At 70.0% G+C, this 25,192-nt stretch carries 22 protein-coding genes; 10 read left to right on the forward strand and 12 right to left on the reverse strand.

The genetic code is table 11. The annotated features are described in order from the left end of the window. Positions 1-59 precede the first annotated feature (59 nt). Positions 60-641 carry a recombination mediator RecR gene (gene recR, locus ACG01O_RS05105; protein WP_394381975.1) on the forward strand — a complete coding sequence of 194 codons (582 nt, stop codon included), beginning with the start codon at positions 60-62 and terminating at the stop codon, positions 639-641. Positions 642-712: 71 nt separating this feature from the next. Beyond that, positions 713-1,105, forward strand: coding sequence for an MAPEG family protein (locus ACG01O_RS05110; RefSeq protein WP_394381976.1), 393 nt, complete (start codon positions 713-715; stop codon positions 1,103-1,105). Positions 1,106-1,145: 40 nt separating this feature from the next. On the opposite strand, the gene ACG01O_RS05115 is transcribed toward ACG01O_RS05110, so the two are convergent. Further along, on the reverse strand, positions 1,146-2,756 hold the full coding sequence (locus tag ACG01O_RS05115) for a transglycosylase SLT domain-containing protein (protein ID WP_394381978.1): 1,611 nt from the start codon (positions 2,754-2,756) through the stop codon (positions 1,146-1,148). Further along, on the reverse strand, positions 2,753-3,538 hold the full coding sequence (gene gloB / locus ACG01O_RS05120; protein WP_394381980.1) for a hydroxyacylglutathione hydrolase: 786 nt from the start codon (positions 3,536-3,538) through the stop codon (positions 2,753-2,755). The genes ACG01O_RS05115 and gloB overlap by 4 nt, the downstream gene beginning before the upstream one ends. Before the next feature lie 26 nt (positions 3,539-3,564). On the opposite strand from gloB, the gene ACG01O_RS05125 reads away from it, so the two are divergent. The 7 genes from ACG01O_RS05125 to ACG01O_RS05155 all read left to right on the forward strand — a co-directional run bounded on the left by ACG01O_RS05125 (position 3,565) and on the right by ACG01O_RS05155 (position 11,979). Beyond that, positions 3,565-4,308: a class I SAM-dependent methyltransferase gene (locus ACG01O_RS05125; RefSeq protein WP_394381982.1), complete on the forward strand. Its 744-nt coding sequence runs from the start codon at positions 3,565-3,567 to the stop codon at positions 4,306-4,308. Further along, positions 4,292-4,774 (forward strand): ribonuclease HI, encoded by a 483-nt coding sequence (rnhA, locus tag ACG01O_RS05130; RefSeq protein ID WP_394381984.1) that lies wholly within the window; start codon positions 4,292-4,294, stop codon positions 4,772-4,774. The genes ACG01O_RS05125 and rnhA overlap by 17 nt, the downstream gene beginning before the upstream one ends. A gap of 32 nt (positions 4,775-4,806) precedes the next feature. Then, positions 4,807-6,852 (forward strand): amidohydrolase family protein, encoded by a 2,046-nt coding sequence (locus tag ACG01O_RS05135; protein WP_394381985.1) that lies wholly within the window; start codon positions 4,807-4,809, stop codon positions 6,850-6,852. Next, positions 6,849-8,447: an ABC transporter substrate-binding protein gene (locus ACG01O_RS05140; protein WP_394381987.1), complete on the forward strand. Its 1,599-nt coding sequence runs from the start codon at positions 6,849-6,851 to the stop codon at positions 8,445-8,447. The genes ACG01O_RS05135 and ACG01O_RS05140 overlap by 4 nt, the downstream gene beginning before the upstream one ends. A 90-nt stretch (positions 8,448-8,537) precedes the next feature. Next, complete coding sequence (gene dcd / locus ACG01O_RS05145; RefSeq protein ID WP_394381988.1) at positions 8,538-9,104, forward strand: dCTP deaminase; 567 nt, start codon at positions 8,538-8,540, stop codon at positions 9,102-9,104. A gap of 155 nt (positions 9,105-9,259) precedes the next feature. Continuing rightward, a complete protein-coding gene (locus tag ACG01O_RS05150) occupies positions 9,260-9,628 on the forward strand; it encodes a hypothetical protein (RefSeq protein WP_394381989.1) in 369 nt (122 codons plus the stop codon). Between the two features lie 158 nt (positions 9,629-9,786). Next, positions 9,787-11,979, forward strand: a complete 2,193-nt coding sequence (locus ACG01O_RS05155) for a S46 family peptidase (RefSeq protein ID WP_394381992.1) — start codon at positions 9,787-9,789, stop codon at positions 11,977-11,979. A 137-nt stretch (positions 11,980-12,116) separates the two neighbouring features. Here ACG01O_RS05155 and ACG01O_RS05160 read toward each other — a convergent pair whose 3' ends face one another. Then, positions 12,117-12,686 (reverse strand): YceI family protein, encoded by a 570-nt coding sequence (locus ACG01O_RS05160; protein ID WP_394381994.1) that lies wholly within the window; start codon positions 12,684-12,686, stop codon positions 12,117-12,119. A gap of 101 nt (positions 12,687-12,787) precedes the next feature. Between ACG01O_RS05160 and ACG01O_RS05165 the strand changes: the two genes are divergently transcribed. Beyond that, positions 12,788-14,116, forward strand: a complete 1,329-nt coding sequence (locus tag ACG01O_RS05165; RefSeq protein WP_394381996.1) for a hypothetical protein — start codon at positions 12,788-12,790, stop codon at positions 14,114-14,116. A gap of 33 nt (positions 14,117-14,149) precedes the next feature. On the opposite strand, the gene ACG01O_RS05170 is transcribed toward ACG01O_RS05165, so the two are convergent. The 9 genes from ACG01O_RS05170 to ACG01O_RS05215 all read right to left on the reverse strand — a co-directional run bounded on the left by ACG01O_RS05170 (position 14,150) and on the right by ACG01O_RS05215 (position 25,119). Beyond that, on the reverse strand, positions 14,150-15,718 hold the full coding sequence (locus tag ACG01O_RS05170; RefSeq protein ID WP_394381998.1) for a methyl-accepting chemotaxis protein: 1,569 nt from the start codon (positions 15,716-15,718) through the stop codon (positions 14,150-14,152). A 212-nt stretch (positions 15,719-15,930) separates the two neighbouring features. Beyond that, positions 15,931-17,085, reverse strand: coding sequence for an alpha-hydroxy acid oxidase (locus tag ACG01O_RS05175; protein WP_394381999.1), 1,155 nt, complete (start codon positions 17,083-17,085; stop codon positions 15,931-15,933). 69 nt (positions 17,086-17,154) lie between these two features. Beyond that, positions 17,155-18,069 carry a LysR substrate-binding domain-containing protein gene (locus ACG01O_RS05180; protein ID WP_394382001.1) on the reverse strand — a complete coding sequence of 305 codons (915 nt, stop codon included), beginning with the start codon at positions 18,067-18,069 and terminating at the stop codon, positions 17,155-17,157. A 43-nt stretch (positions 18,070-18,112) separates the two neighbouring features. Beyond that, a complete protein-coding gene (locus tag ACG01O_RS05185) occupies positions 18,113-18,895 on the reverse strand; it encodes a tetratricopeptide repeat protein (RefSeq protein ID WP_394382002.1) in 783 nt (260 codons plus the stop codon). Positions 18,896-18,953: 58 nt separating this feature from the next. After that, positions 18,954-20,792 (reverse strand): chemotaxis protein CheW, encoded by a 1,839-nt coding sequence (locus ACG01O_RS05190; protein ID WP_394382004.1) that lies wholly within the window; start codon positions 20,790-20,792, stop codon positions 18,954-18,956. A gap of 16 nt (positions 20,793-20,808) precedes the next feature. Further along, complete coding sequence (locus tag ACG01O_RS05200; protein ID WP_419964626.1) at positions 20,809-23,637, reverse strand: PAS domain S-box protein; 2,829 nt, start codon at positions 23,635-23,637, stop codon at positions 20,809-20,811. Positions 23,638-23,762: 125 nt separating this feature from the next. Continuing rightward, positions 23,763-24,155: a hypothetical protein gene (locus tag ACG01O_RS05205; protein WP_394382006.1), complete on the reverse strand. Its 393-nt coding sequence runs from the start codon at positions 24,153-24,155 to the stop codon at positions 23,763-23,765. Next, positions 24,152-24,712, reverse strand: a complete 561-nt coding sequence (locus ACG01O_RS05210; RefSeq protein WP_394382008.1) for an RNA polymerase sigma factor — start codon at positions 24,710-24,712, stop codon at positions 24,152-24,154. The genes ACG01O_RS05205 and ACG01O_RS05210 overlap by 4 nt, the downstream gene beginning before the upstream one ends. Further along, entirely contained in the window at positions 24,709-25,119 is a 411-nt protein-coding gene (locus tag ACG01O_RS05215) for a DUF6249 domain-containing protein (protein WP_394382010.1), read from the reverse strand. The genes ACG01O_RS05210 and ACG01O_RS05215 overlap by 4 nt, the downstream gene beginning before the upstream one ends. Positions 25,120-25,192 lie beyond the last annotated feature (73 nt).

A 25,192-nucleotide genomic window follows, 5' to 3' on the forward strand; every position in this document is an offset into this window, starting at 1 on the left:
CACCCAAGCGCTTCGAGCCCGCAGCGGCCGCCGTCGATGCTTGACCGGAGGGCGGCGGCTTGAACGCGCTGGACAGCCTCATCGAGGCGCTCAAGCGCCTGCCCGGCGTGGGGCAGAAGTCGGCCCAGCGCATGGCCTACCACCTGCTGCAGCACGACCGCCCGGCCGTGCACCGGCTGGCCGACGCGCTGACGGCGGCGGTGGAGCGCATCCACCACTGCGAGCGCTGCCACACCTTCAGTGAAACCTCGCTGTGCTCGGTGTGTGCCGATGCGACGCGGGATGCGCGTCTGCTGTGCGTGGTGGAAACACCGGCCGACCAAGCCGCGCTTGAGCGCACGGGCTCCTACCGGGGCTACTACTTCGTGTTGTTGGGGCGCTTGTCGCCGCTGGATGGCGTGAGCACGCGCCAGATCGGCGCGGCAGAGTTGCTGCAGCGGGCTGCGGAGTCGGGGGTGGAGGAGGTGATCCTTGCCACCAGCTTCACGGCCGAAGGCGAAGCCACAGCCCATGTGCTGGCCGAAGCCCTGCGCGCACGCGGTGTTCGCTCCACCCGGCTGGCGCGCGGCGTGCCGGTCGGGAGTGAGTTGGAATTTGTGGACCTGGGCACCATCGCCCACGCGCTGTCTGACCGGCGCTGACGCTCGCTGGAGCCTCGCCCGCGTGCAGTCCGCGCCACCCTTCCTATCACCCGGCTGAATGGAGCCTGCCCATGACCTTGGCCCAAATCTGTTTGCTCGTCAGTTGCCTGCTGCCCATGGGCTGCGCCTTGCTGGCGAAGTCCAAGGGCTTCGGCAAGCGCCGCCGCGAAGGGGGCTTTGACAACCACAACCCCCGGGCCTGGCTGGCGGGGCTGGAGGGCTGGCACGCCCGCGCGCAGGCAGCGCAAGGCAACAGCTGGGAGGCGTTGCCGGTGTTCGTGGCGGGCCTGTTCGTGGCGCACCAGCATCAGGCCGACGCGGCCACGGTCGATGCGCTGGCGGTGGGCTTTCTGGCTGCGCGGCTGACCTTCATCGGCCTGTACCTGGCCGACCTGGCGACCTTGCGCTCGCTGGCCTGGACCACGGGCCTGGGCCTGAGTCTGGCCCTGTTCTTCGTGCGCTGAACGCGCGGCGCCGCACCATGGCGCGGCGCAATTCAAACGCTCAGGGCGCGGCGGACGCCACCACGTTGCTGCGGCCCTTGCCGCCACGCGCTTTGGCCACGGTGGCTGTCGGTGCGGTGGGCTTGGCGGCGGCGGTGCGCGTGGGCGCCTTGGCCTTCACGGCGGGCTTGCTGGCCGGTGATGCGGTGGCGGCCGGCGCCTTGGCCAGCACCGGCGGCGCTGCGGTGTACACGGTGACGGCCTGCCCGGTTTTGAGGCGGCTGCCAACGGTCAGCTTGTTCCACTGGGCCAACTGCTCCACCTTGACCTGGTAGCGCGCCGCGATGCTGGCCAGGGTGTCGGCCTTGGCGGCCTTGTGCGTGAAGCGGCGCAGGGGCGGCGCGTCAGGGGCGAGGTTCAAGCTGGCGGTGTCGGCGAGGCGCTCCGACACATCGTCCTGCACATGCTCACCGCGCGGCACCAGCAGCGTGGAGCCCGCCTTCACCAGCATCTTGGGCGGGATCTTGTTGATGTCGCGCAGCAGCGACTCGGGCATGCCGCTTTGCCGTGCGGCCTCGGCGGGGCTCATGGTCTTGGGCACGACCCAGGCCGTCCAGCTGGCCATGGGGCCGCTGTGGCGGGCCAGGTTGTCGGCGAACGCGCTGGCTTGCTCGAACGGCAGCAGCACCTGGGGCGTGGCGGCGGCCAGGATGACCGGCTTGTTCATCTGCGGGTTGAACTGCTGGAAGGTTTCCAGCGAGATGCCCGCGAGTTCGGCCGCCAGCGACACGTCGATGTCGCGCTCGATGCGCACGCTCAGGAAGTACGGGTGGTTGGCCACGGGCGGCAGCCCCAGCGCAAAGCGCTCGGGGGCCAGCACGATGTTCTTCACCGCCTGGAGCTTGGGCACGTAGTACCGCGTCTCGTCGGGCATCTTGAGGCTGGCGTAGTCGGTGGGCAGGCCCAGTCGCTGGTTGCGGGCCACGGCCTTTTGCACGTTGCCTTGGCCCCAGTTGTAGGCGGCCAGCGCCAGGTGCCAGTCGCCGAACTGCTTGTACAGGCGGCCCAGGTAGTCCAGCGCGGCGCGGGTGGAGGCCAGCACGTCGCGGCGGTCGTCGCGGAAGATGTTTTGCTTGAGGTCGAAATCGCGCCCGGTGGCCGGCATGAATTGCCACATGCCCGTGGCCTTGGCGCTGGACACCGCGTGCGTGACGAACGCGCTTTCCACGAAGGGCAGCAGGGCCAGCTCGGCCGGCATGCCGCGCTTTTCCACCTCTTCAACAATGTGGAACAGGTAGCGACTGCCGCGGGTGGTCATGCGCTCCACGTAGTCGGGCCGTGCGCTGTACCAGGCCTCGGCCTTGCGCACCCAGTCGTCGTCCAGGTCTTGCAGCTGAAAGCCGCGGCGCACGCGGGCCCAGAGGTCGGCATTCACGTCGGGGCCGTCCAGCTCGATCTTCTCGCCCGGGCGCAGGTTGTCTTCCAGCAGCTCGGCGCCCAGGGCGCGCGGTGCGGCGGCCACTTGCACGGCGGGCGAGGCAGCCACGGGCGCGGCTTCTTGCGTGGCGGGGGGCGCCATCGGTGGGGCGGCGGGCGGTGCGCTGGCACAAGCCGTCAGCAGCACGGATGCGAAGGCCGCAAGGGCCGGAGCAAGGCGAAAGAGAGGGGTCATCGGAATCCGTTCTTCCATTCGCGCAGCACGGCCAGCACCTCGTCGGGGTGCGCGGCCGCGGTCAGGCGGTCGGGGGCGTGCTGGCGCGCGGCGTGTTGCACCGGGGCTTCTGCGCAACGCAGGAAAGGGTTGATGCGTTTTTCGGTGTCGAGCCGCGCGGGCAACGTCGGCTGGCCGGCGGCGCGTTGCGCGTCGCACCAATCGCTGTGCTGGGCGAGGGCCACGTTGTCAGGCTCCACGGCGCGGGCAAACCGCAGGTTGGACACGGTGTACTCGTGCGCGCAGCACACCCGCGTGCGGCCGGGCAGGGCGGCGAGGGCTTGCAGTGAGGCGTGCATCTGGGCGGCCGTGCCTTCGAACAGCCGGCCGCATCCGCCGCTGAACAGCGTGTCGCCGCAAAACAGCAGCGGGCCGGCCTCGCCCGCATCGGGCGCGAAGTAGGCCACGTGACCTGCGGTGTGGCCTGGCACGTCCAGCACGGCAAAGCGCAGGCCCAGCAGCTCGACATGGTCGCCGGCCTGCACGCGCTGCACCGGTTCGGGCAAGCGTTCGCGGGCCGGGCCGAACACGGGGCCTTTCAGGCGGGGGCGAAGCGCATCCACCCCGCCGACGTGATCGCCGTGGTGGTGGGTCAATAGAATGCCGGCGAGCGTCAGGCCCCGGTCATCCAGGGCCGCCACCACCGGCGCGGCATCACCGGGATCGACGACGAGGGCCTCGCGGCCGTTGTCCAGCAGCCAGAGGTAGTTGTCGTCGAAAGCGGGGACAGGCGTGAGCGTCAAACTGAGCGTCAATGTGGCGCCAACCCATGACAGAGAAAGCGCCGAGTATAGATTTGGCAGCCTGGCTGCAGACCCCGCCCGGCCGCCATCTGCTGGCCTGGGAGCAGGCGCAGCTGGACGCCGCGGTGGCCGACCTCTTCGGGTTCCATGCGCTGCAGTTGGGCCTGCCTGAGCTGAACGGCTTGCAAGCCAACCGCATGACGCACCGCTGGCAAGTCGGGCGCGACCTGCACTGCGAGCCCGATGCGCTGCCCTTCGCGACCGCGAGCCTGGACCTCGTGCTGCTGCCGCACGCGCTGGAACAAGCGGCCGATGCCCATGCGCTGCTGCGCGAGGTGGACCGGGTGCTGCGCCCGGAGGGGCGGCTCATTCTGCTGGGGCTGAACCCCGCGAGCCTGTGGGGCATGCGGCAAAAGCTCGGCCCGTGGCTGGGCCGGGGGGAGCCCTACCTGCCGCGCGACGGCGAATTCATCGGCTACTGGCGCCTGCGCGACTGGCTCAAGCTGCTGAACCTGGAGGTGGAGGCGGCCCGCTTTGGCGTCTACCGGCCGCCCCTGCGCAGCGAGGCCTGGCTGCAACGCTGGGCGTGGGTGGACGGCGTGGGCGCCCGCTGGTGGCCGGTGCTCGGCGCCGTGTATTTCATTCAGGCGGTCAAGCGGGTGCGCGGCACCCGGATGATCGGCCTGGCCCGGAACTCGCGCGCGGCCGCCAAAAAGGCGGCGGCCGTCGCGCTCAACAACCAACACAAGAAGAATGACGGAAGCACCTAAACCTGCCGTGGCCGTGAAGCGCCCCCAGGTCACGATCTATACCGACGGCGCCTGCAAGGGCAACCCGGGCCCCGGCGGCTGGGGGGCCTGGCTGTCCAGTGGTGGGCACGACAAAGAGCTCTTCGGCGGCGAGCACGGCACCACCAACAACCGCATGGAACTGACCGCGCCCATCGAGGCCCTGGCGTCCCTCAAGCGCAGCTGTGATGTGGTGATTTATCTGGACAGCGAGTACGTCCGCAAGGGCATCACCGAGTGGATCGTGAACTGGCAGCGCCGCGGCTGGAAAACCGCCGACGGCAAGCCGGTGAAGAACGCCGACCTCTGGATGCGCTTGGATGCCTTGCGCAAGCTGCACCACGTGGATTGGCGCTGGGTGAAGGGCCACGCGGGCGACCCCGGCAACGAGCGCGCCGACGCGCTGGCCAACCAGGGCGTGGCCTCCATTGGCCGCGCGCGTCAGTAAAGTCCGCGCCACCGACTCCCGGGACTCTGCCCATGAAGCTTCTGACCCCGCTGCTGGCGTTGCTGCTGGCGGCCTCCGCCCAGGCCCAGGTTCAGCCCCACGCGCCTGCAGCGCAGACCTACACCGTCGTGTGTGCCAAGGTGGCGTGCGGCCACTTGAAGGTGCAAGAAAGTGCCGGCCGCCTGGAGGTGGACTACAGCTACCGCAACAACGGCCGCGGCCCCGACCAGAAGGAGACCATGGCCTTCGCGCCCGATGGCACCTGGCTGGCCTACCGCACCGAGGGCGTGGCCACGTACGGCGCCCGCATTGCCGACCGCTTCGAGCGCGACGGCAGCCGGGCGCAGTGGGAGTCGTCGGTCGATCGGGGCGAGCGCAGCGGTGTGAGCCCGGAACTCGTGTACCTGCCGGTGCAGGCCAGCCCGGCATGGGCCGGCCGCCTGGCGCGCAGCCTGCTGCAGCGCCCGAATCGCCAGGCCGACGCGCTCCCGGTGGGGCGCCTGCGCATCGAGCGTGTGCAAACGCTCAAACCCGCCGGCGCCTCGTTCGACGTGGGCTTGTATGCCCTGGAAGGGCTGGACCTGGAGCCCGTGTACCTGTGGCTGCGCGAAGACGACCAGCGCCTGTTTGCGCAAGTGGCCCCGGGCTGGGGCGGCACGCTGGAGCAGGGCTTCGAGGGCGAACTGGATCGGTTGTCCGACGCCCAGCGCAACGCGCAGCTGGTGCGCCTGGAGCGGCTGGCCAAAACGCTGCCGCAGCCGCTGGCTGGTTTGACCCTGATTGAAGGCGTGCGCTGGTTCGATGCCGCAGCGGCCGTGATGCGAGGGCCGGCGGACGTGTACCTGCAGGACGGGCGCATCGCCGCCGTGGTGGCGCCGGGCCGGCTGAAAGGCGTGACGCCGCAGCAGCGCATCAGCGGCGCAGGGCGCAGCCTGCTGCCGGGCCTGGTGGACATGCACGGCCACGTGGGCGTGGGCGACCTGCTGTTGAACCTGGCGGCCGGCGTGACCGCGGTGCGCGACGTGGGCAACAGCAATGCCGACCTGGCCGAGCTGCGGGGCCGCATTGCCCGCGGCGAAGTGCTGGGGCCGCGCATTTCGGCCAATGGCTTCATCGAAGGCAAGAGCCCGTTCTCGTCGCAGGCCGATTTCGTGCCCGACAACCTGGCCGACGCGCTGGCCGCCATCGACTGGTACGCCGCCCACGGCTACCGCCAGCTCAAGCTCTACAACTCCATCCGCCCGGAGTGGGTGGCGCCCATGGTTGCGCACGCCCGCGCCCTGGGCCTGCGCACCGGCGGCCACGTGCCGGCTTTCATGACCGCCCGCCAGGCGGTGGAAGCCGGCTACGACGAGCTGCACCACATCAACCAGGTGACGCTGAACTTCCTGGTGGGCAAGGGCGATGACACCCGCACGTTGCTGCGCTTCAACCTGCCGGGCGACAAGGCGGCAGACTTGAAGCTCAACGACCAGCGCACGCAAGACTTCCTGGCCCTGCTGAAGAAAAAGGGCACCGTGGTGGATGCCACCATGGTGGCGTTTGAAGGCCAGTACACCCAGCGTCAGGGCCAGCCCAACCCCAGCTACGCGATGGTGGCCGACCACCTGCCAGCCGTGGTGCAGCGCGGCCTGCTGGCGGCCGAGAGCGACCTGGACGACACCAAGGCCCGCCGCTGGGGCGCGAGCTGGAAGGTCATGATGGACCTGCTGCGGCGCCTGCACGAGGCCGGCATCCCACTGGTGTCGGGCACCGACGCCACGCCGGGCTTCGCCTTGCACCGGGAACTGGAGCTCTACGTGCAGGCCGGCATTCCGGCAGCGCAGGCGCTCAAGATCGCCACCTGGAACGGCGCCAAGTACAGCGACCGCCTGAACGAGATCGGCAGCATCGAGCGCGGCAAACGCGCGGACCTGCTGCTGGTGGAGGGCGACCCCACCGCCGACATCCGTGCGCTGCGCCGGGTGGCGCTGGTGATCCAGGCGCAGGGCGACGAGGCCCGTGCGCTGTCGCCGGCGGCGCTGTTCGAGAGCATGGGCATCCGCCCGTTCGTGCCGGCGGCCGAGGTTCGCCGGTGAGCAGCCCGGGGCGCCTCTGCGGGTTCGGCGGCGCCACGCTGCTGGCGCTGTTGATCGGATGGGCAGGCGCCACCGGCGCCCACGCCGACACCACGTTGCGCCTGTGCACCGCAGGCAGCCCCAAGAGCTTCGATCCGGCGATGACCGACAGCGGCATCGACCACCAAGCCCACCTGCCCATCTTCAGCACCCTGGTCGAGACCCGACGCGGCGGCGATGAACTGCTGCCCGGTCTGGCCGCCAGCTGGAGCGTCAGCCCCGATGGCCTGGCTTACACCTTCGAGCTGCGCCGCGGCGTGCGCTGGCAAACCGTGGAGGGCTTCAAGCCCAGCCGCGAGTTCAATGCCGACGATGTGCTGTTCACCTTCGGCCGGTTGCTCAACCGCGACAGCGCCTTTGCCAAGGCCTTTCCCAGCGTGTCGCCCTATGTGGTGTCCTTTGGCTGGGAGAAGCTCATCCAGAAGGTCGAGCGGCTGGGCGACCACCAGGTGCGCATCACGCTGGCCGAGCGGGACGCGTCCTTCCTGTCGGCGCTGAGCTTTGCGTTCGCCATGATCCAGTCGGCCGAGCTGGGCGCGCAGTTGCTGCAGGCCGGCACGCCGCAGCGCATCGCGCAGATGCCGGTGGGCACCGGGCCGTTCCAGCTCAAGAGCTTCCGGGCCGACAGCGTGATCCGCTACGTGAAGCACCCTGGCTGGTGGCGCCAGGCCGAGCGGCCGCGGGCCGACCAACTGGTGTTTGCCGTGACCCCAGACGGCAGCGTGCGCGCGCAGCGCTTGAAGCGCGACGAATGTGACCTGGCCGCGCCGGTGGGCCCGGCCGAAATGGCCGATCTGCAAAAGGACCCTGCGATCCGCATGGCCACCGCGCCGGGCATGAACGTGGGCATCCTGGCCTACAACACCCGCCGCCCGGCGCTGGCCAAGCTGGAGGTGCGCCAGGCGCTGGACATGGCCATCGACAAGGCGGCCCTGGTGCGCGTGGTGTACGGCGACGCTGGCACTGTGGCCCACAGCCCCATGCCGGCGGCCAACTGGGCGCACGACGCCAGCCTGAAAAGCGCGCCGTACGACCCCGCCAAGGCGCGCGCCCTGCTGCAAAAGGCCGGCGTGCTGCCGCTGAACCTCACGCTCTGGGCCATGCCGGTGGTGCGGGCCTACAACCCGAACGGCCAGCGCATGGCGCAAATGATCCAGGCCGACTGGGCCAAGGTGGGCGTCACCGCGCGCATCGTCAGCTACGAGTGGGGCGAGTACCTGCGCCGCATCGACGCTGGCGACCACGACACCGCGCTGTCCGGCTGGCTGGGAGACCCTGAGCCCGCCAGCACGGCCGGCCAGCTCGCCTGCGGGGCGGCCAGCGGCACCTTCTGGTGCAACCCGGCGTACGACCAACTGCTGTCTCAAGCCCGCCAGGCCCTGCAGCAAGGCGAGCGCCGCACGCTCTACGCCAAGGCCCAGCGTTTGGCGATGGAACAACTGCCCTGGACGCCCATCGCCTACGGCCGCCAGGCCGTGCCGGTGCGGGCATCGGTCAAGGGCTTCGTGCTGGACCTGGACGGCAGCATCTACCTGGACGGGGCGCTTCCCCGCTGAGAATGAGCCCCCCGGGCCCCAGCCGGGCGTGGCCCACCCTCTGTGGGTGTGGCGTTGCAGGCGGCATGGACAACTGAAAAGGAAGACGCGATGAGCATCAAGAGCGACAAGTGGATCCGCCGCATGGCCGAGCAGCACGGCATGATCGAGCCGTTCGAGCCGGGCCAGATCCGCGAGCACAACGGCCGCAAGATCGTCAGCTACGGCACCAGCAGCTACGGCTACGACATCCGCTGCGCGCCCGAGTTCAAGGTGTTCACCAACATCCACAGCACGGTGGTGGACCCGAAGAACTTTGACGAAAACAGCTTTGTGGACGTCAACAAGGACGTCTGCATCATCCCGCCCAACAGCTTCGCGCTGGCCCGCACGGTCGAGTACTTCCGCATTCCGCGCAACGTGCTGACGGTGTGCCTGGGTAAAAGCACCTATGCCCGCTGCGGCATCATCGTCAACGTCACCCCCTTCGAGCCCGAGTGGGAGGGCTACGTGACGCTGGAGTTCAGCAACACCACGCCGCTGCCGGCCAAGATCTACGCGGGCGAGGGCTGCGCGCAGGTGCTGTTCTTCGAGAGCGACGAGGTCTGCGAGACCAGCTACAAAGACCGTGGCGGCAAGTACCAGGGCCAGGTGGGCGTGACACTGCCCAAGACCTGAGCGCGGCCGAGGGGCGGCTCGCGCCGCCCAACTCTCGGCCGAACTTGAGCCCGAAGAGCGCCGGACTGGGCGGCCTTTTCGGGCTTTATCCGGGCTTGGCCCGGCCGACAGGCCTGCACCATGGCGGGCATGCCAGCCGTCCGCCGAGGCCCGCCATGATGATTCCGCTGCACCTCGTTCCCGTGCCTGCCGACGAACCCCGCGGCTGGGGCGACCCGGGCCACGCCGACCGCGGCTTGAAGATCGCGCAGGGCCTGCACCTGGGCGACATCCGGGCGCTCGGCCTGACCGTGACCGGTGCCACCAGCGGCGCCGTGAGCACCGGCGACCTGCTGCGCTTCGGCCAGGCCATGTGCGACGCCGGCCAAGCCATCAACCCTACCCGCATGCTGTACGACCGGCAGTACGCCTTCGAATGCCTGCGCGGTGCGCTGGGCAGCAGCCACCCCGGGCTCACCGACCTGGCGCTGGACCTGTTCGAGGCCTACCAGGCCTCGGGCGAGTGGATCGGCCTGGCGCACTGAAGCCTGGCGGCTGCACAGCACAGAGCCCACGCTTCCACGCTGCCCACCGCGCGCACCTTGGGGCTTTCCCCGGGGCGCATCCCTGCCTTTTCGCACCCCGAAGGATGCAGGCCTGCGGGTTACGCTCGCGGTTTCGTCTTACCGAGTCGAACCGCTTCATGACCCGTCACTCCCTCACGCTGCTGGCCAGCGCCGCTCTGGCCAGCCTGGCCGTCACCGCCCATGCCGACGAAGGCATGTGGATGCCCAAGCAACTGCCGCAAATCTCCAAGGCCCTCAAGGCCGGCGGCCTGGCGCTGGACCCGGCCAAGCTCAAGGAGCTGACCGACTTCCCCATGGGCGCCGTCGTGTCGCTGGGCGGCTGCACCGCGAGCTTCGTGTCGCCCCAGGGCCTGGTGGTCACCAACCACCACTGCGCTTACGGCAGCATCCAGTACAACTCCAAGCCCGACCGTGACCTGCTGAAGAACGGCTTCTACGCCGCCACGCTGGCCGACGAACTGCCCGCCGCCCCGGGCAGCCGCGTGCTGGTGACAGTGGACATGAAGGACGTCAGCGCCGAGGTGCTGAACGCCAAGACGTTGGCGCTGGTGGGCAAGGCCCGCACCGACGCGATCGAAGCCACCGAGAAGCAACTCGTGGCCGCCTGCGAGGCCGACAAGGGCCACCGCTGCAACGTCTACCCCTTCTTCGGCGGTCTGCAGTACCAACTGATCAAGCAGCTGGAAATTCGTGACGTGCGCCTGGTGCACGCCCCGGCCACCGGCGTGGGCCTGTTCGGCGGCGACGCCGACAACTGGATGTGGCCCCGCCACACCGGCGACTACAGCTTCTACCGCGCCTACGTGGGCCCGGACGGCAAGCCTGCCGACTTCAGCAAGGACAACAAGCCCTACGTGCCCAAGCACCATCTGAAGGTGGCCTCGCCCACGGCCAGCCCGCTGAACGAAGGCGACTTCGTCATGGTCACCGGGTACCCCGGCCGCACCAACCGCCACCGCCTGCCCACCGAGGTGGACTTCGCCTTCGCGTGGCAGCAGCCCACCACGATCAAGACGCTGGGTGAGGCCATCGAGCTGGTGAAGACCGAGACCGCCGGCCGCCGCGACGCCGAGATCAAGATGGCTGCGCGCCTGCAAGGCCTGCAGAACGGCTACAAGAACCTGCAAGGTCAGCACAAGAGCGCCGAGGGCAGCGACATCCTGGCCCGCAAGCAAGCCGGCTTCGAAGAGCTCAAGACCTGGGTGAAGGGCGACGCCAAGCGCCAGGCCCGCTACGGCGCCGACCTGGCCGCCACCGAGAGCCTGATTGCCGAGCGCCAGACTCTGGCCCGCAACGAGCACTACATGGGCTTCATGTCGCCCACGCTGCTGGGCGCCGCACGCCAGCTGTACCAGGCCGCGCAAGAGCGCGCCAAGCCGGACGCCGAGCGCAAGAGCGGCTACCAGGACCGTGACCTGCCGCGCCTGAAGGCCGGCCAGCAAGCCCTGGACCGCCGCTACGACGAGCAGACCGACAAGCGCCTGGCCGCCCACTTCCTGGCCGCCTACCTGGCGCAGCCGGCCAACACGCTGAACGCCGCCTGGCTGAGCGCGCTGGGTCTGCAGGCCGGCCAAGGTGAAGCCGCGATCCGCGCCCGCCTGGACGCCGTGTACAGCGCCAGCAAGCTGTCCGACACCGCCACCCGCATGGCGTGGCTGGACAAGGACGTGGCCGCCTTCAAGGCCAGCGATGACGCCTTCATCAAGCTCGCCGTCGCCCTGTACGACGACGACCAGGCCCGCGAGAACCGCGACAAGGAACTGGCCGGCAAGCTGCAAAAGGCCTACGCCGGCGTGCAGCAAGCCAAGATCGACTTCGCCGCCAGCCGCGGCCAGGCCGTGTACCCGGACGCCAACGGCACGCTGCGCATCAGCTTCGGCAAGGTGCAGGGCCGTGAAACCGGCCGCGACGGCGAAAGCTGGAAGGCCTTCACCACCGTCAACGGCATCGTGGCCAAGCACAAGGGCCCGACGGAAGCCGGCGGTGAGTTCAACGCTCCGGCCGAGCAGCTGGCCGCCATCAAGGCCCGCAACTTCGGCCCGTACTACGTGAAGGCGCTGGACTCGGTGCCGGTCAACTTCCTGGCCACGCTGGACACCACCGGTGGCAACTCCGGCAGCCCGGTGCTGAACAAGAAGGGCGAGCTGATCGGCCTGCTGTTCGACGGCACGCTGGACGCCGTGATCTCCGACTGGGACTTCAACCCCAAGATGGTTCGCAGCATCTGCATGGACTCGCGCTACATGCTTTGGCAGATGAGCACGGTGGACAAGACGACGCGGTTGTTGGATGAGATGGGTGTCAAGTAACCCACCCCCTACGGCCTCGCGGCCGCCCCCTCAAGGGGGCACTGCCAGTGGCCCGGCAAAGCCGGTTCCACGGCAGTTGCAGGATGAGAAGAAGGGCAGCGATTCGCTGCCCTTCTTCGTTTCGAGCCGGTCTGCGCTCAGTCCTTGGCGATGGCCTCGACCTGGATGCGCAGGTTCACGTCCATCTTGAAGCCGTAATCCTTGCCGGCGGTGAGGCCGAAGTCCTCGCGGTTGAAGCTGCCGGAGGCGTCGGCGCCGCAGAGTTCGCGCTTGAACATCGGGTGCTGGATGCACTTGAGTTGGTGGATGGTCAGCGTCACCGGGCGGGTCTTGCCGTTGAGCGTGAGCTCGCCGACCACGCGGCTGGGCACGCCGGCGGTGGCGCCGTCGAACTTGCCCTTGAAGTTCGCCGTGGGGTTCTGCGCCACGTTGAAGAATTTCTCGCCGCGGGCCCAGGCGTTCATGGCGTCCAGGCCGAAGTCGATGCTGGCCAGGTCCATGGTCACGTCCACGCTGCCGCTGCCGTCGGCCTTGTCGTAGCTCAGGCTGCCGCTGGTCTTGTTGATTTTGCCTCGCCACATCGACAGGCCCATGTGATCGGCCTCAAAGCTCGGGTAGGTGTGTGTGGGCTCGATCACGAAGGCCGTGGGTGCCGCCTGGGCCAACAAGGTGGCCAGCAGCAGGGGGGCGAGGAACAGAGGTTTCAACGGAGTCTCCTGGGTTGATGGGGCCGCAAGGGTTGAGGGCCTGATGACACGACGATCTGCGGCCGCGTGGATCGACACCATCCCGCCGCAGAATGCGCGCCATGCGCATGATCGCCCGACTTCTCTGCACCGCCGCTGCACTGACCCTGGTGGCCTGTGCGCCGCTGACACCCCGCCCCGCGCCTGCTGAAAAGCGCTACACCGCCGCCGAGCTGCTCGCGCTGCAGCCGGGCGATTTCCAGTGGCCCGGCACGTCGCAGGCGGGCGAGCGCGCGTTGCGCGAGGCGGCGCTGGCTGACATTCGCGCGCGCCTGGCCCTGCCCGCCGGGCCCGAGCGCGACGCCGCCTTGCCCGGCCTGTGGGACCGGGTGCTGCAATACAACCTCGAGATGGACGCCACGCGTGCGCTGCTGCGCGAGGTGCTGCCCACGCTGGGCACGCGTGATGCCGAGTTTCAGCGTGCAGCGCTCACCGCCGCCCATGCGCTGATGCTGGATGAGCCCGTGCCCTGGGTGGCGCCGCTGCTGCCGCAACTGCCGGCCAGCAAGCCCTTTGCGATTGCGGCTTACCTCTGGCTTCGTGCCGAGCCCGCAGCGGCCGCGCCGGCCCTGCGTGAGCGCATTCCGCAGCAATTTCCGCAGTGGGTCGATGACGCCCGGCTGACCGCACTGATGCAGCGCCTGATCGAGCCGCCCGCGCTGCCGCCCCTGGCCGATGTGCTCACTGCGCCGCTGCAGCCGGGGCTGCCGGTGTTGTTCAGCGTGCAACGGCCCGGCCGCATGGCCATGGGCCGGGTGCTGCTGCGCGGGGCAGACGGCCGATTCGTGCGCACGCCTGATGGCCAGCTGTTCAGCCAGCCGCAACTGGCGCTCTCGCGCAGCGGGCTGCCCGGCACCATCACCAACGGCAACACCCCGCAGGGGCTGTTCAGCGTCACCGGCGCGGGCACGGCCACCAACCCCAACATTGGGCCGGTGCCCTACCTGCACACCCAACTGCCGGTGGAAGCCAGCCCGGCCGTGTTCCTGCATGGCGATGCCGCCGCCCCGCCGGCGTGGACCCAGGCGCTGTACGACAGCCTGCTGCCGCCTGGCTGGCGCGGCCACCCGGCGCTGCGGGAGGCCTGGTGGGCCGGGCGGGCCGGGCGCGACGAGCTGCTGGTGCACGGCACCACGCTGAACCCGGCCGACCACGCCGGCCAGCCCTACCACCCGGGCACACCCCAGCAAGGCTGCCTGATCTCCAACGAAGACTGGGACCCCGCCACCGGCCAGCTGCGCGCCAGCCTGCACCTGAACCTGTTGAAGGCCTACGCCGCCGCCAGCCGCCGCGAAGACCTGGCTGGTTTCCTGTGGGTGCTGGAGGTGCCAGGCGACGGGCCGGTGACGGCCGCTGAAGTGCAGGCCTGGGTCAGCGCTGCAGGGCGTTGACGCCCGGGCCGGTGTGCCGGTGCTTTAGGCCAACTAGGCCGCCACGGCCTGGGCCTTGAACACCGCCACCGCGCTGGACAGCGCCCCGGCCTGCGCCCGCAAGCTCGCCGCCGCCGCGGCGGCTTCTTCCACCAGTGCGGCGTTTTGCTGGGTGGTCTGGTCCAGCTGCTGCATCGCATCGTCGATTTGCGACACGCCCGTGCTTTGCTCGGACGCTTGCAGCGCGATCTGGCCGATCAAGCCGCTGACGGATTCGACCCGGTTCACCACCTCGTTGATGGTGTCGCCCACGCCGCCGATCAGTGCGGAGCCACCGTCGATCTGCTCCACCGTTTCGGTGATGAGCTGCTTGATCTGCTTGGACGCTTCGGCACTGCGCTGGGCCAGCGTGCGCACCTCACCCGCCACCACGGCGAAGCCACGCCCCTGCTCGCCGGCCCGTGCGGCCTCGACCGCCGCGTTCAGCGCCAGGATGTTGGTCTGGAACGCGATGCCGTCGATGACGCCGATGATTTCGGAGATGCGCCGGCTCGCGGCCTGAATGCCGTCAAAGGTGTGCACCACGCGCCGCATGGCGTCACCCCCGCGCTGGGCCACCTGGGCTGCGTCCTGGGCCATGCGCTGGGCGCTCAGGGCGTGGTCGGCCGTACTCTGGATGGTGCTGTTGAGCTGTTCCATCGACGCCGCCGTCTGCTGCAGGCTGGAGGCCTGCTCTTCGGTGCGGGCGCTGAGGTCTTGGTTGCCGTGGGCGATCTGGCCGCTGGCGGTGGCCACGCTGTCCACGCTCTGGCGCACGGTGTGCACCAGGTCGTTGAGCGTGCGGCGCATGGACTGCATCGCCGCCATGACGCTGCCCTCGCGTGGGGCGCGTGCCAGCGACTGCAGCGTCAGGTCGCCCGAGGCGATGCGCTGCGCCACGTCAGCCAGTTCATGCGGCTCGGCGCCCAGCTGCCGGGTGATGCGGCGGGTGACCCAGGTCGTGGACAACGTGGCCAGCACGCCGGACAGCACGCCCAGCATCAAGATCGCCAGCAGCCGCTGCTGGTTGTCGCGCGAGGCGTCTTCGTAGGTCGCCTTGGCCACGCGCACCTGCAGGTCAATCAGGTCGCGCAGGCTGTCCAAGGTGGCCATGGCACGCTCGCCGCCCAGGCGCTCATGGGCCAGCTGCCGGGCGGTGTCGTGGTCATGCTGGCGCAGGGCGTCGGCCACCGGCGTCATGCCCTGCTCACGGTAGGCCTTCAGGGCCGCTTCGTGGGTCTTGGCAATGCCGGCTTCTTCCGGTGTTAGGTAGGTGGCCATGTAGTCGCGCCACTCGTGGTCGGCCAGGGTCCAGTTGCTGGCGTACTCGCTGAGCCGTTTGTCGGTGTGGGCGGCATCACCCCGCTCCGCCGCGTCGCTGAGCAGGATGCGGTTGCGCAGCAGCACGTGGCGGATGGCGGCCAGCTGCCGCAGGGCGACGGTGCGGTCTTCGTAGATGGTTTTCATCGCTGCATCCGACCGCTGCAGCGCGGTCCAGGCGAAGGTGCTGATCAGCAGCAACATCACCAGCAGCACCCCGAAGGCCAGGGCCAGGCGTTGGGCGACGGTCAGAACTCGGCGCATGCATTCCTCCCTTGGAGCCGGGTGCTCAGCCCTTGGCTGCGCACCAACCCAGTGCGCGAACTCTAGTTCTGCACTGACCGCCTGTGTCGGGTTGCTTGGGGAATGTTGCCCAGCGCAAGACATCCGCCGCACGGTCGGGCCTGCCCATCCGTGGCGTTAGCGGTGGGCGGATCGCAGCGCCCGTGCCGCGCCGTGCGCGCTGTCGCTGCCGCTCAGGCGACCGGGTAGGTGCCCGGCACCAGGATGTCCTGGCGAACCTGGCTCAGCTGCGTGTGGCCGCAAAAGGCCATGGTCACGTCTAGCTCCTTGTGCAGGATCTGCAATGCCTTGGTCACGCCGGCTTCGCCCAGGGCGCCCAGGCCATACACCATGGCGCGGCCGATCATCGTGCCCCGCGCGCCCAGCGCCCAGGCCTTGAGCACGTCTTGGCCGGAGCGGATGCCGCCGTCCATCCACACCTCGATTTGCGAGCCCACCTCGGCCACGATGGCCGGCAGGGCGTGGATGCTGCTGGGCGCGCCGTCCAGCTGCCGGCCGCCGTGGTTGCTCACGACGATGGCGTCTGCCCCGGCTTGCACGGCCAGCTTGGCGTCTTCCACATCCATGATGCCTTTCAGGATGAGCTTGCCGCCCCAGCGCTCTTTCACCCAGGCAATGTCGGCCCAGGACAGGCGGGGGTCGAACTGTTCGTTCGTCCAGGCGGACAGCGAGCGCATGTCGCTCACGCCCTTCACATGGCCCACCAGGTTGCGGAAGGTGTGACGGCGCGTGCCGGCCATGCCCAGGCACCAGCGCGGCTTGGTCATGAGGTTCAGGATGTTGCGCACGGTGGGCCGCGGCGGGGCGGTGAGGCCGTTCTTCAGGTCCTTGTGGCGCTGGCCGATGACCTGCAGGTCCAGCGTCAGCACCAGGGCCGAGCACTTGGCGGCCTTGCAGCGGTCGATCATGCGGGCCATGGCGTCGCGGTCGCGCATCATGTAGAGCTGAAACCAGAACGGCGCCGAGGTGTGCTCCGCCACGTCTTCGATGGAGCAGATGCTCATCGTGGAGAGCGTGAACGGGATGCCGAACTTCTCGGCCGCGCGGGCCGCGTGGATCTCGCCGTCGGCGTGCTGCATGCCGGTCAGGCCCACCGGCGCGATGGCCACCGGCATGGCCGCCTTCTGGCCCACCATCGTCACAGCCGTGCTGCGGCCCTCCATGTTCACGGCCACGCGCTGGCGCAGCTTGATGGCCTGGAAGTCGCTTTCGTTGGCGCGGTAGGTGGTTTCCGTCCAGGAGCCGGAGTCGGCGTAGTCGTAGAACATGCGCGGCACGCGCTGCTCGGCGAGTTGGCGCAGGTCTTCGATGCAGGTGATGACGGGCATGGCAGCAGGCAGGCGTTGGAGCAGCCGCGATGCTAGGGCCGGCTCAGGCGCGCCGCGCCGGAAAAAACCTCAGGTGGCGCCGGAAAGGTTTTCCGCCTCCACGGCCGCGCAATGCGCGTGCAGCCAGTGGGCGAAGGCTTCGGCCGCGGGGCTGGGGCGGTGGCACACCAGGCCGTAGTGCCGTTCGGCCGGCACGGTCAGCGCAAAGGGCTGGCACAGGCGCCCCTCAGCGCGTTCGTGTCGGGCCAGGCTCAGGCGGGCCAAGGCCACGCCCTGGCCGGCCAGCGCGGCGGCCAGCGTCAGGCCCAGGTCCACGAAGCGGGGGCCTTGGTCGGGCTCGGGCGTGCCGGGCAGGCCGGCGGCCCGCCACCAGGGCGCCCAGGGCTGCAGCGGGGTGCGCAGCAGCGGCAGTTGCAGCAGGTCGGCCGGCGTGCGCAGCGGGGCGTGGCGGGCCAGCAGGGCGGGCGCGGCCAGCGGGGTCAGGTGGTCGCGCAGCAGCACCTGGGCCGGGGCCAACTCATCCGGCACGGCGCCATGGCGAATTTCTACGTCGGCGCCGGCATCGCCTTCGGCCAGCAGCGGCACGGAGAGCGTCAGCTCCAGCTCCACCTGTGGGTGCTGGGCCTGGAAGGCCGGCAGGGCGGGCACCAGCAACTGCCGGGCGAACGTGGGCGTGGAGCTGACGCGCAGCCGCTCGCGCTGGGTGCTGGCGCGCTGGTGCAGCGGCATGGCCTGCAGCAGGGCCAGCGCCTGGCGCACTTGGGGCAGGTACTCGTGGCCGGCGGGCGTGAGGGCCAGGCCCCGGGGCGGCTGGCGCAAGAACAGGGGCTGGGCCAGGCGCTCTTCCAGCCCGGCCACGCGCTTGGCCACGGCGCTGGCGGTCAGGGCCAGTTCATCGGCTGCGGCCTCAAAGCTGCCGGCGCGTGCCACGGCCTCGAAGGCCATCAGCGCGTCCAGCGAGGGCAGGCGCGGCGGGCGTGTCATGGCGGCGCGGTGCAGCCCCGTGTGGCCTGGGCCCGGCGCGGGCTCAGAAGTCCATCTTGGTGGGGCCGGCGTCGCCCGCGCTGGGGCGCAGGTACTGGCCCAGCGTGCCCGCCATGGCGGCCACCACCCCGGCGGCCAGACGGCCGGCGCGCTGCAAGGGGCGGGTGTCGGCCGGGCCGGCCTCGCCGGGGTGGGCGGGGCGGGTCACGGCCTGTGCCATGGAGATTTCCTGCTGGCGCTCCTGCACCAGGAAGAACAGCAGGTTGGGGTCGGCGAAGCGGCGGGCCAGGGCGCGTACCACCTTCAGTTCACGGCGGCGCACCGTCACGCCATTGGGCTTGAGCGTGCAGCCCAGGGCGCGGGCGCGCAGGTACAGGGCCTTGGCGGCCATGCGGTCCGGCAGGCAGCCCACGCCGGCAAACAGGCAGCTGGCCAGGTTGAACGTGGCCTCGGCATGCCCCATGGACGCGGCGGCGACGTAGGCGGTCAGGCCGGCGGATTCATCCGCCGGGCCGCCGCGCCCGGTCATCAGGGCGCGGCCCAGCTGAAAGCGCCCTTGGGCGCTGCGGCGGGCCGCGGCCTGCTTCAGCGTTTCACGGGCGGCTTCCGGATCGGCTGCCATGCCCAGCCCCTCCAGTTGGCACAGGCCCAGCATGGCCAGGCCATCGCCATGACCCGCCTCGGCCGACGCGCGAAACCACGCCACCGCCCGCTCGTAATCCGGCGGGGTGGCGTTGAAAAACGCCATGCCTTGCTTCAGGGCGTCGATGGCAGGCGACGCTGTGGCGGGCACGGGTTGCGAGGGGTCGGGGGCGCGGGAAATCATGCGGGGCAAGACAGGGGGCGCAGGCTGCGTCGGGCGGGATTGTCCGGCAAGTGCGGGGTCAGATCACATCGCAGCCCGCGGTACGAATGCCACATTCCAGGGTGCTCTGGGCCAGGCGTTGGCGCAGGTCGGCCGCGGCGCCGGGGCGGGTCATCTGCTCCAGCCAGCTGTCCAGGTCCAGCACCTGCACGGTGTGCCGGCCCTGGCCGTCCGCCGTGGGTACCTCGATCAGCTCGCCCAGTTGCACGGCCGAAGCCTCGTCAGCCCCGGCCCTGCGGGTGGGTTGGTGGTGCCAGGCCGCGGTTTCGATGGCGCTGATGGACTGCACCGCCAGGCCCAGCATCTGCCCGCTGCGCTCCACCAGCAGCACGCGCACCTGCTCAATGTCGGTGGGCGCGGCATGGCCCAGGATGCGCGACAGGCACAGCATGGGCACGGCGCGGCCCTGGTGCATGTGCAGCCCCAGCAACTCGCCACGCCCCTCCAGTGACACCATCTTGCCCGGGTAGCGAATGATTTCGCTGATGAGCTTGAGGCGGCACGCGTAGGGCTGGCCGGCGCTGAAAAGCAGGAAGCTGTCTTGCTGGCTGGCGGCCAGGGCCGAGCCCGGCGGTTTGCCGGGGGCGGCGCGGCCCGCGGAGGCCAGGCTGCCGGGCAGCCCCAGGCCAGCGGGGGGGCGCTGGCCGGGCGCGGCGCTGCCGATCTGCGCGGTCTTGGCGAGCCCCTGGATCCACGGATGCGCAAACAGCCCGGCCGGCTCGATCACCAGGTGCTGGCCCCGTTCCGGGCAGCGGTACACGCCGCTGAACATGCCGGCATCCAGCACCGCCATTTCGGGCATGGGTGCGATGCTGTTGCGTGGCACGGCGGTGATGTCTCGCACGCGGTCCAGCCGCAGGGCCACCATGCCGCCCTGGCCGTCGCTCAGCAGCAGGCACGACACGCGGGTGGCCGGCGCCTGGCGGCCCAGGCCCAGGGCCTGCAGGGTGTCCAGCACCGGCACCTGGCGGCCTTGGTGGTCGATGACGCCGGAGCACAGCTCGCTGGTCAGCGCGTTGGCGCGCACCTCCGCCTCGGGCACCGTGGTGAACACGGACATCGCTTCGATGGCCAGGGGCATGGGCTCGGCGTCGAAGAGCAGCAGCGATATGCGCCCGCCTTCGCCGTCCGCCTCGGTGCTGCGCGTGGCGGCGCGCAACGCCGCCAGGCTGTCGCTCACCCAGGGCAGGCCCGGCAGGCGGGCCAGCGCCGGCAGGTTCAGCAGGCTGGCGCAGCCGCCGTCGGCGAGGCTCACCAGGGCCGCCGCGAGGCAGGGCGCCGGGCCGCCGCGGTCGTTGGCGTCGTGCGTGTCAGGGCCGATGGGTTGCACCTGGCCCGGCTTGACGCTGGCCATGCCGCAGACGTCGTCCACCAGCAGGCCCAGGCGCTGCCCTTGCCAGGTCAGGATCACCACCACCTTGCCGCGGCTGGGCAGTTGCGCCGGCTGGCCCATGCGCGGGCCCAGGTCCAGCACCGGCACTTGCTGCTGGCGCAGCGGCAGCGCGCCCACCAGGCCCGGCGTGTCCAGCGCCACGGCCTGCAGCGTGGCGGGGCAGGCGGCCACCTCGCGCAGCGCGGCAATCGGCACCGCAAGCAGGGCCGGGCCGAGGCGGATCAGCCCGAGCGCGCCATCCAGCCGCTGCGCCGCTGCAGCGGCCGCCGGGGCGGTGGCCAGCGGCGCGCTGGGTTGCGCATCGGGTGACGCGTCCGGTGGCGCGGCTGCCGTTTCTTCGTCCTCGGCCGGCGGCCGGGGCAGGGCTGAGGCCGCGGCCAGCCGCGCGGGCGCGGCGGCGCCCTGGTTCAGCGCACGCGGGCCACGCAGGCTCCGTGCGGCCGGCCAGCGGTGAGGGGTGGGCATGCGGGCACCCATGGCGTCACGCAGCAGGGCCCTCGGCTGCGTCGGTGCGCAGCAAGGCAGCCAGTTTGTCGACCACTTGTTCCTGTGACTTCATCGCGGTCACGATTTCCGCCATGGCTCCGTGGCATTGGGTGACCATGACCCCGATGTTCTCCAGCGCCCCGTTGGCCTCGCGGGAGAGCTGTTCGCTTTGCTCGGTGCGCTGGCGCGCATCCACGATGAGCTTGCTGATCTCTCGGGTGGTGTGCGAGCTGCGTTCGGCCAGCTTGCGCACCTCGCCCGCCACCACTGAGAAGCCCACGCCGTGCTCACCCGCGCGTGCCGCCTCGATGGCCGCGTTGAAGGCCAGCAGGTTGGTCTGGCTGGAGATTTCCTCGATGTCGCGCAGCATGTCCGCAATGGCGTTGGTGCTGGTGCGCGTGCCCTGGATGCTGGTGAGTGCCGCGTTCAGCGCGGTGGCTCCGGTGGACGAGGTGGCCTGCGTGCCGGCCATCTGCTGCTCGGTGCGGGTGGAGGCCCGGCGCACCGAGGCCACCACGTTGGTCAGGTTGTCGATGGCGCCACGGATGTTCTTCATGATGCCGATCAACTCGCACTCGGCCTGCACCTGCTCGGTGATGTCGAACGCGTACTTGATGACCCGCTGGGTCACGCCGTGCGCGTCCAGGATGGGCGCGTAGCTGGCGTGGATGTGCACGTCGCGGTTGAACTTGCCGATGCGGTGGAAACGCCCACTGCGGGTCTCCCCCTTGCTCAGCCGCAGCCAGAAGTCGCGGTACTCGTTGGAGCGCACGTACTCCGGCGAACACAGCACGCTGTGGTGCTGGCCCTTGAGCTCACGCAGCGTGTAGCCCATGGTGCGCAGGAAGTTGTCGTTGGCGCCCAGGATGTTGCCTTCGGTGTCGAACTCCACCACGGCCTGGCTCAGGTCCACCGCGCGCACACGGCTCTCGAACTCGGCGTTGCGCTGCTTTTGTTGGGTGATGTCCATCGCGAACTTCACCACCCGCGTGACCCGGCCGTTGAGGTCGTAAATCGGGTTGTAGGTGGCCTGAATCCAGACCTCCTTGTCGTTGCGCCCGATGCGGCGGTACTCACCGGACTCGTAGTCGCCCCGGCCCAGCTTTTCCCAGAACGCGAGGTAGGCCTCCGACTGGGTGAACGCCGGGTCGCAGAACATGCGGTGGTGCTTGCCCTTGACCTCGCCCAGGTCGTAGCCCATCAGGCGCAGGAAGTTGTCGTTCGCGTCCAGCACGCGCCCGCTCACGTCGAACTCGATGACCGCCTGCGCCCGGCGGATGGCATTCACGCGAGACTCGAACTCGGCATTGCGCAGCTTGCTGGCGGTGATGTCCTGCGCGAACTTCACCACTTTCACCACCTTGCCGTCCAGGTCGAACACCGGGTTGTAGGTGGCCTGGATCCAGACCTCCTTGCCCTCGCGGCCGATGCGCTTGTACTCGCCGCCCTCGTACTCGCCGCGCGAGAGCCGCAGCCAGAAGGCCTGGTAGTCGTCGCTGCTGGCGTACTGCGGCTCCACGAACATGCGGTGGTGGCGGCCGACGATGTCGTCCGCCCGGTAGCCCATCAGTTGCAGGAACTGCTCGTTGGCCTGGAGGATCTCGCCCTGGGGGGTGAACTCAATCACCGCCATCGAGCGCTGGATGGCTTCGAGCTTGGCTTCGTAGTCGGCCTGGCGCAGGCGGGCTGCCGTCACGTCGGTGGCGTACTCGACGATGCGAACGACGCGGCCGCGGGCATCCAGCACCGGGTTGTACGAGGCCTTGAGCCAGACCTTGTCGCCCTTCTTGGTCAGGCGCTTGTACTCGCCGGCCTTGTGCTCACCCTCGGCCAGCGAGCGCCAGAACTGCTCATAGGCCGCGCCGCGGGTGCTGTCGGGCTCGCACAGCACGCGGTGGTGCTTGCCGGAGAGGTCATCCAGCGTGTAGCCCATCAGCGTGAGGTAGTTGCTGTTGGCCGTGAGCACGCGGCCATCCAGGTCGTACTCGCAGATGTTGGTGATGCGGTCCAGGGCCTTGAGCTTGGCGGCGTCTTCGGCCGCGGTTTCCACATCGCTGCTGACGTCCACCGTGTACTGCAGCACGCGCTGAGTCTGGCCGGCGTCGTCCAGGATGGGGGCAAAGCCGGCGCGCAGCCACAGGTCGCGGCCGCGCTGGTCGCGCCGGTGCACGCGGGCCTCGGTGTAGCGGCCGTTGCGCGCTTGCTCCCACAGCAACTTGTGCTCCGCCGAGTCGGCCACGCCATCGGGCAGCAGCAGGGCTTCGGTCTGCCCCACCAGTTCGTGCGAGGCAAAGCCGAAGCGCTTCAGGAAGTTGGCGTTGGCGTTCAGGATGCGGCCGTCGGGCGCCATCTCCAGAATTTCGAGCGCTTTGTCCACGCACTGGAGTTGTCGTTCCATGTCGCGGAACTCGCGGCCCACGCTGTCCACCGCCATGCCGATCAGCAGCACGCAGGCCCGGCCCCGCAGGGTGTCTTGCACCAACTCACCGGCCACCGCCATCAGCAGCTCGCTGCCCGACTGGATGCGCATGCGCACTTCCACGCGCTCGCCGGCACAGGCCTGGTCCCACTGCACGTCGGCCGAGGCGCCCGGCCTGGGCTGCAGACACTGGCGGGCCAGCATGGGCGGCGGCGCGTCGGGCTCCCAGCCCAGGCGTTCGGCAGCCTTGGGGCTCAGGCTCACCAGTTCGGAGGTTTCCTGGTCAAACCAGAAACACAGGCAGCGGGACTCGAACATCCGCAGCGCGGCCGCGGGCAGCTCTTGCGCGGGGGCCAGGGCGTCAGATTCGGGGGCGGAACCTTCGCCAGATTTGATCTCCGTCATGGCAGTCACTCTCGGTTGTACGGCTGGAGTGACTGTGCCCATCGGCCCATCAGCCGCCTAGGCGTTGGGCGCTGCGAAGCCGCCTTGAACTGTGCATTTTTCTCGAAGGTATCGAATTTGCCGAATTAGCGGCCGTGCAATCGGTTGGGGAGCGTCCAAAACAGCAGCAAAGCGATCAAAGCTGCCCCCGCGGCGGGGTTGGCGGGCGAGGCCGGCGCCACGCCTGACAGCAGGCTGGCCGCGGCCAGGGCGGTGGCGCTGGTGGCCGCCCATTGCAGCCACCGCAGCCGCCGCACCCAGTGCACCGGTGCCGGTGGCGTGGCGGGCAGCGCGGCCATCACACGCAGCGTGAAGCCGGCGTCGCCCGGCTCGGGCAGGGCGTGCCACGCGGCACGCAGGGCGGGGTTCAAGGCGTCGTCGGGGGCATCGTCCGCGGCCTGTTCCGGCGCATGCGATGCGGCCGGCGGTGTGGTCAGCGGTGTGGCCGTCCAGGTGGAGGTGGCAGGGGTGGGCGTCATGGTGAGGGCTCCCAGGCCAGCAGATGTTCGCGCAGCCGGGCCTTGGCGCGCAGCACTTGGGTTTTCACGGTGCCCAGGGGCCAGCCCAGCACCTGGGCGGCCTCGGCGTGGCTGAGGTCGGCCCCGTAGCACAGCAGCACGGCGTGGCGCTGGGCGTCGCTGAGGGTGGCCAGCGCGCGGTCCAGGTCCAGCCGCCAGTCGGCGCCGGGGGCGAAGTCGGGCGTGGGCGTCGCAAGGTCGGGGCCGTCGGGGTCGGCGGTCGGCAGCGCGGGCCGTTCAGCACTCAGGGCGGAATAGGCCAGCCGGGTCAGCCAGGTGCGAAACCGGGCCTCGCCCCGGAACTGCGGCAGGGCGCGCCAGGCGCGCACGAAGGCCTCTTGGGCCAGGTCGTCGGCGCGGGCTTGGTCGCCCCGGCAGACGCGGCCCAGCAGCTTGCGCAAATAGCCCTGGTGGGCCTGCACCAGCTGCGTGAAGGCCTGGCGGTCGCCCCGGGCCGCGCGCTGCACCAGCACGAGCTCGTCAGCCGCGGGGGCGGTCGCCGGTGGCGCAGCGCTCACGGTTGGGGCGGCTGTTGCTTGCGCTCGAAATGCCAGTACACGCCCAGCGCGGCGCCAATCAGCAGCGGCAGCAGGCCGATGCTCCAGAGCCAGGCGCCGGGCATCATCAGCGAGAACATCACCATCAGCCCCGCGCCCACGGCCATGTTGATGAGGGCCGGCACCAGGATGCGGTTGGGGTTGGCTTGATCGCGCTTGGCGCGCTGCAGGTCGGTGTCTTGCAGGTCGGTCAGCAGCTCGGGCGGGATGGGCTGACCGGCGCGAGCGAGTTCGCGGATCGTTTCGTGCCGCAGGCGCTCGCTGTTGGCCCGGCCGGTGTAGTGCGCCACGATGGCCACGATGGGAATGCACAGGGCCAGGATCGGGATCAGCAGCGGGCCGAGGTTGTGGAAATGTTCGAAGAACATGGCGCTTCCTTGAAGTGCGGTGGAGGGTGATGCCTTGGAGCGCGCGGGAGCGCGGTTTGGATTCACCCGCGCA

Source organism: Pelomonas baiyunensis, from assembly GCF_043555935.1.
Taxonomy (GTDB): Bacteria; Pseudomonadota; Gammaproteobacteria; order Burkholderiales; family Burkholderiaceae_C; genus Pelomonas; species Pelomonas baiyunensis.

What these genes read in the sequence shown, in the direction of transcription:
- ACG01O_RS05110 (WP_394381976.1), top strand. Translation starts at nt 713, where the DNA reads ATGACCTTGGCCCAAATCTGTTTGCTCGTCAGTTGCCTGCTGCCCATG.
- ACG01O_RS05115 (WP_394381978.1), bottom strand. Translation starts at nt 2,756, where the DNA reads ATGACCCCTCTCTTTCGCCTTGCTCCGGCCCTTGCGGCCTTCGCATCC.
- ACG01O_RS05125 (WP_394381982.1), top strand. Translation starts at nt 3,565, where the DNA reads ATGACAGAGAAAGCGCCGAGTATAGATTTGGCAGCCTGGCTGCAGACC.
- rnhA (WP_394381984.1), top strand. Translation starts at nt 4,292, where the DNA reads ATGACGGAAGCACCTAAACCTGCCGTGGCCGTGAAGCGCCCCCAGGTC.
- ACG01O_RS05135 (WP_394381985.1), top strand. Translation starts at nt 4,807, where the DNA reads ATGAAGCTTCTGACCCCGCTGCTGGCGTTGCTGCTGGCGGCCTCCGCC.
- dcd (WP_394381988.1), top strand. Translation starts at nt 8,538, where the DNA reads ATGAGCATCAAGAGCGACAAGTGGATCCGCCGCATGGCCGAGCAGCAC.
- ACG01O_RS05150 (WP_394381989.1), top strand. Translation starts at nt 9,260, where the DNA reads ATGATGATTCCGCTGCACCTCGTTCCCGTGCCTGCCGACGAACCCCGC.
- ACG01O_RS05155 (WP_394381992.1), top strand. Translation starts at nt 9,787, where the DNA reads ATGACCCGTCACTCCCTCACGCTGCTGGCCAGCGCCGCTCTGGCCAGC.
- ACG01O_RS05165 (WP_394381996.1), top strand. Translation starts at nt 12,788, where the DNA reads ATGCGCATGATCGCCCGACTTCTCTGCACCGCCGCTGCACTGACCCTG.
- ACG01O_RS05170 (WP_394381998.1), bottom strand. Translation starts at nt 15,718, where the DNA reads ATGCGCCGAGTTCTGACCGTCGCCCAACGCCTGGCCCTGGCCTTCGGG.
- ACG01O_RS05175 (WP_394381999.1), bottom strand. Translation starts at nt 17,085, where the DNA reads ATGCCCGTCATCACCTGCATCGAAGACCTGCGCCAACTCGCCGAGCAG.
- ACG01O_RS05180 (WP_394382001.1), bottom strand. Translation starts at nt 18,069, where the DNA reads ATGACACGCCCGCCGCGCCTGCCCTCGCTGGACGCGCTGATGGCCTTC.
- ACG01O_RS05185 (WP_394382002.1), bottom strand. Translation starts at nt 18,895, where the DNA reads ATGATTTCCCGCGCCCCCGACCCCTCGCAACCCGTGCCCGCCACAGCG.
- ACG01O_RS05190 (WP_394382004.1), bottom strand. Translation starts at nt 20,792, where the DNA reads ATGCCCACCCCTCACCGCTGGCCGGCCGCACGGAGCCTGCGTGGCCCG.
- ACG01O_RS05200 (WP_419964626.1), bottom strand. Translation starts at nt 23,637, where the DNA reads ATGACGGAGATCAAATCTGGCGAAGGTTCCGCCCCCGAATCTGACGCC.
- ACG01O_RS05205 (WP_394382006.1), bottom strand. Translation starts at nt 24,155, where the DNA reads ATGACGCCCACCCCTGCCACCTCCACCTGGACGGCCACACCGCTGACC.
- ACG01O_RS05215 (WP_394382010.1), bottom strand. Translation starts at nt 25,119, where the DNA reads ATGTTCTTCGAACATTTCCACAACCTCGGCCCGCTGCTGATCCCGATC.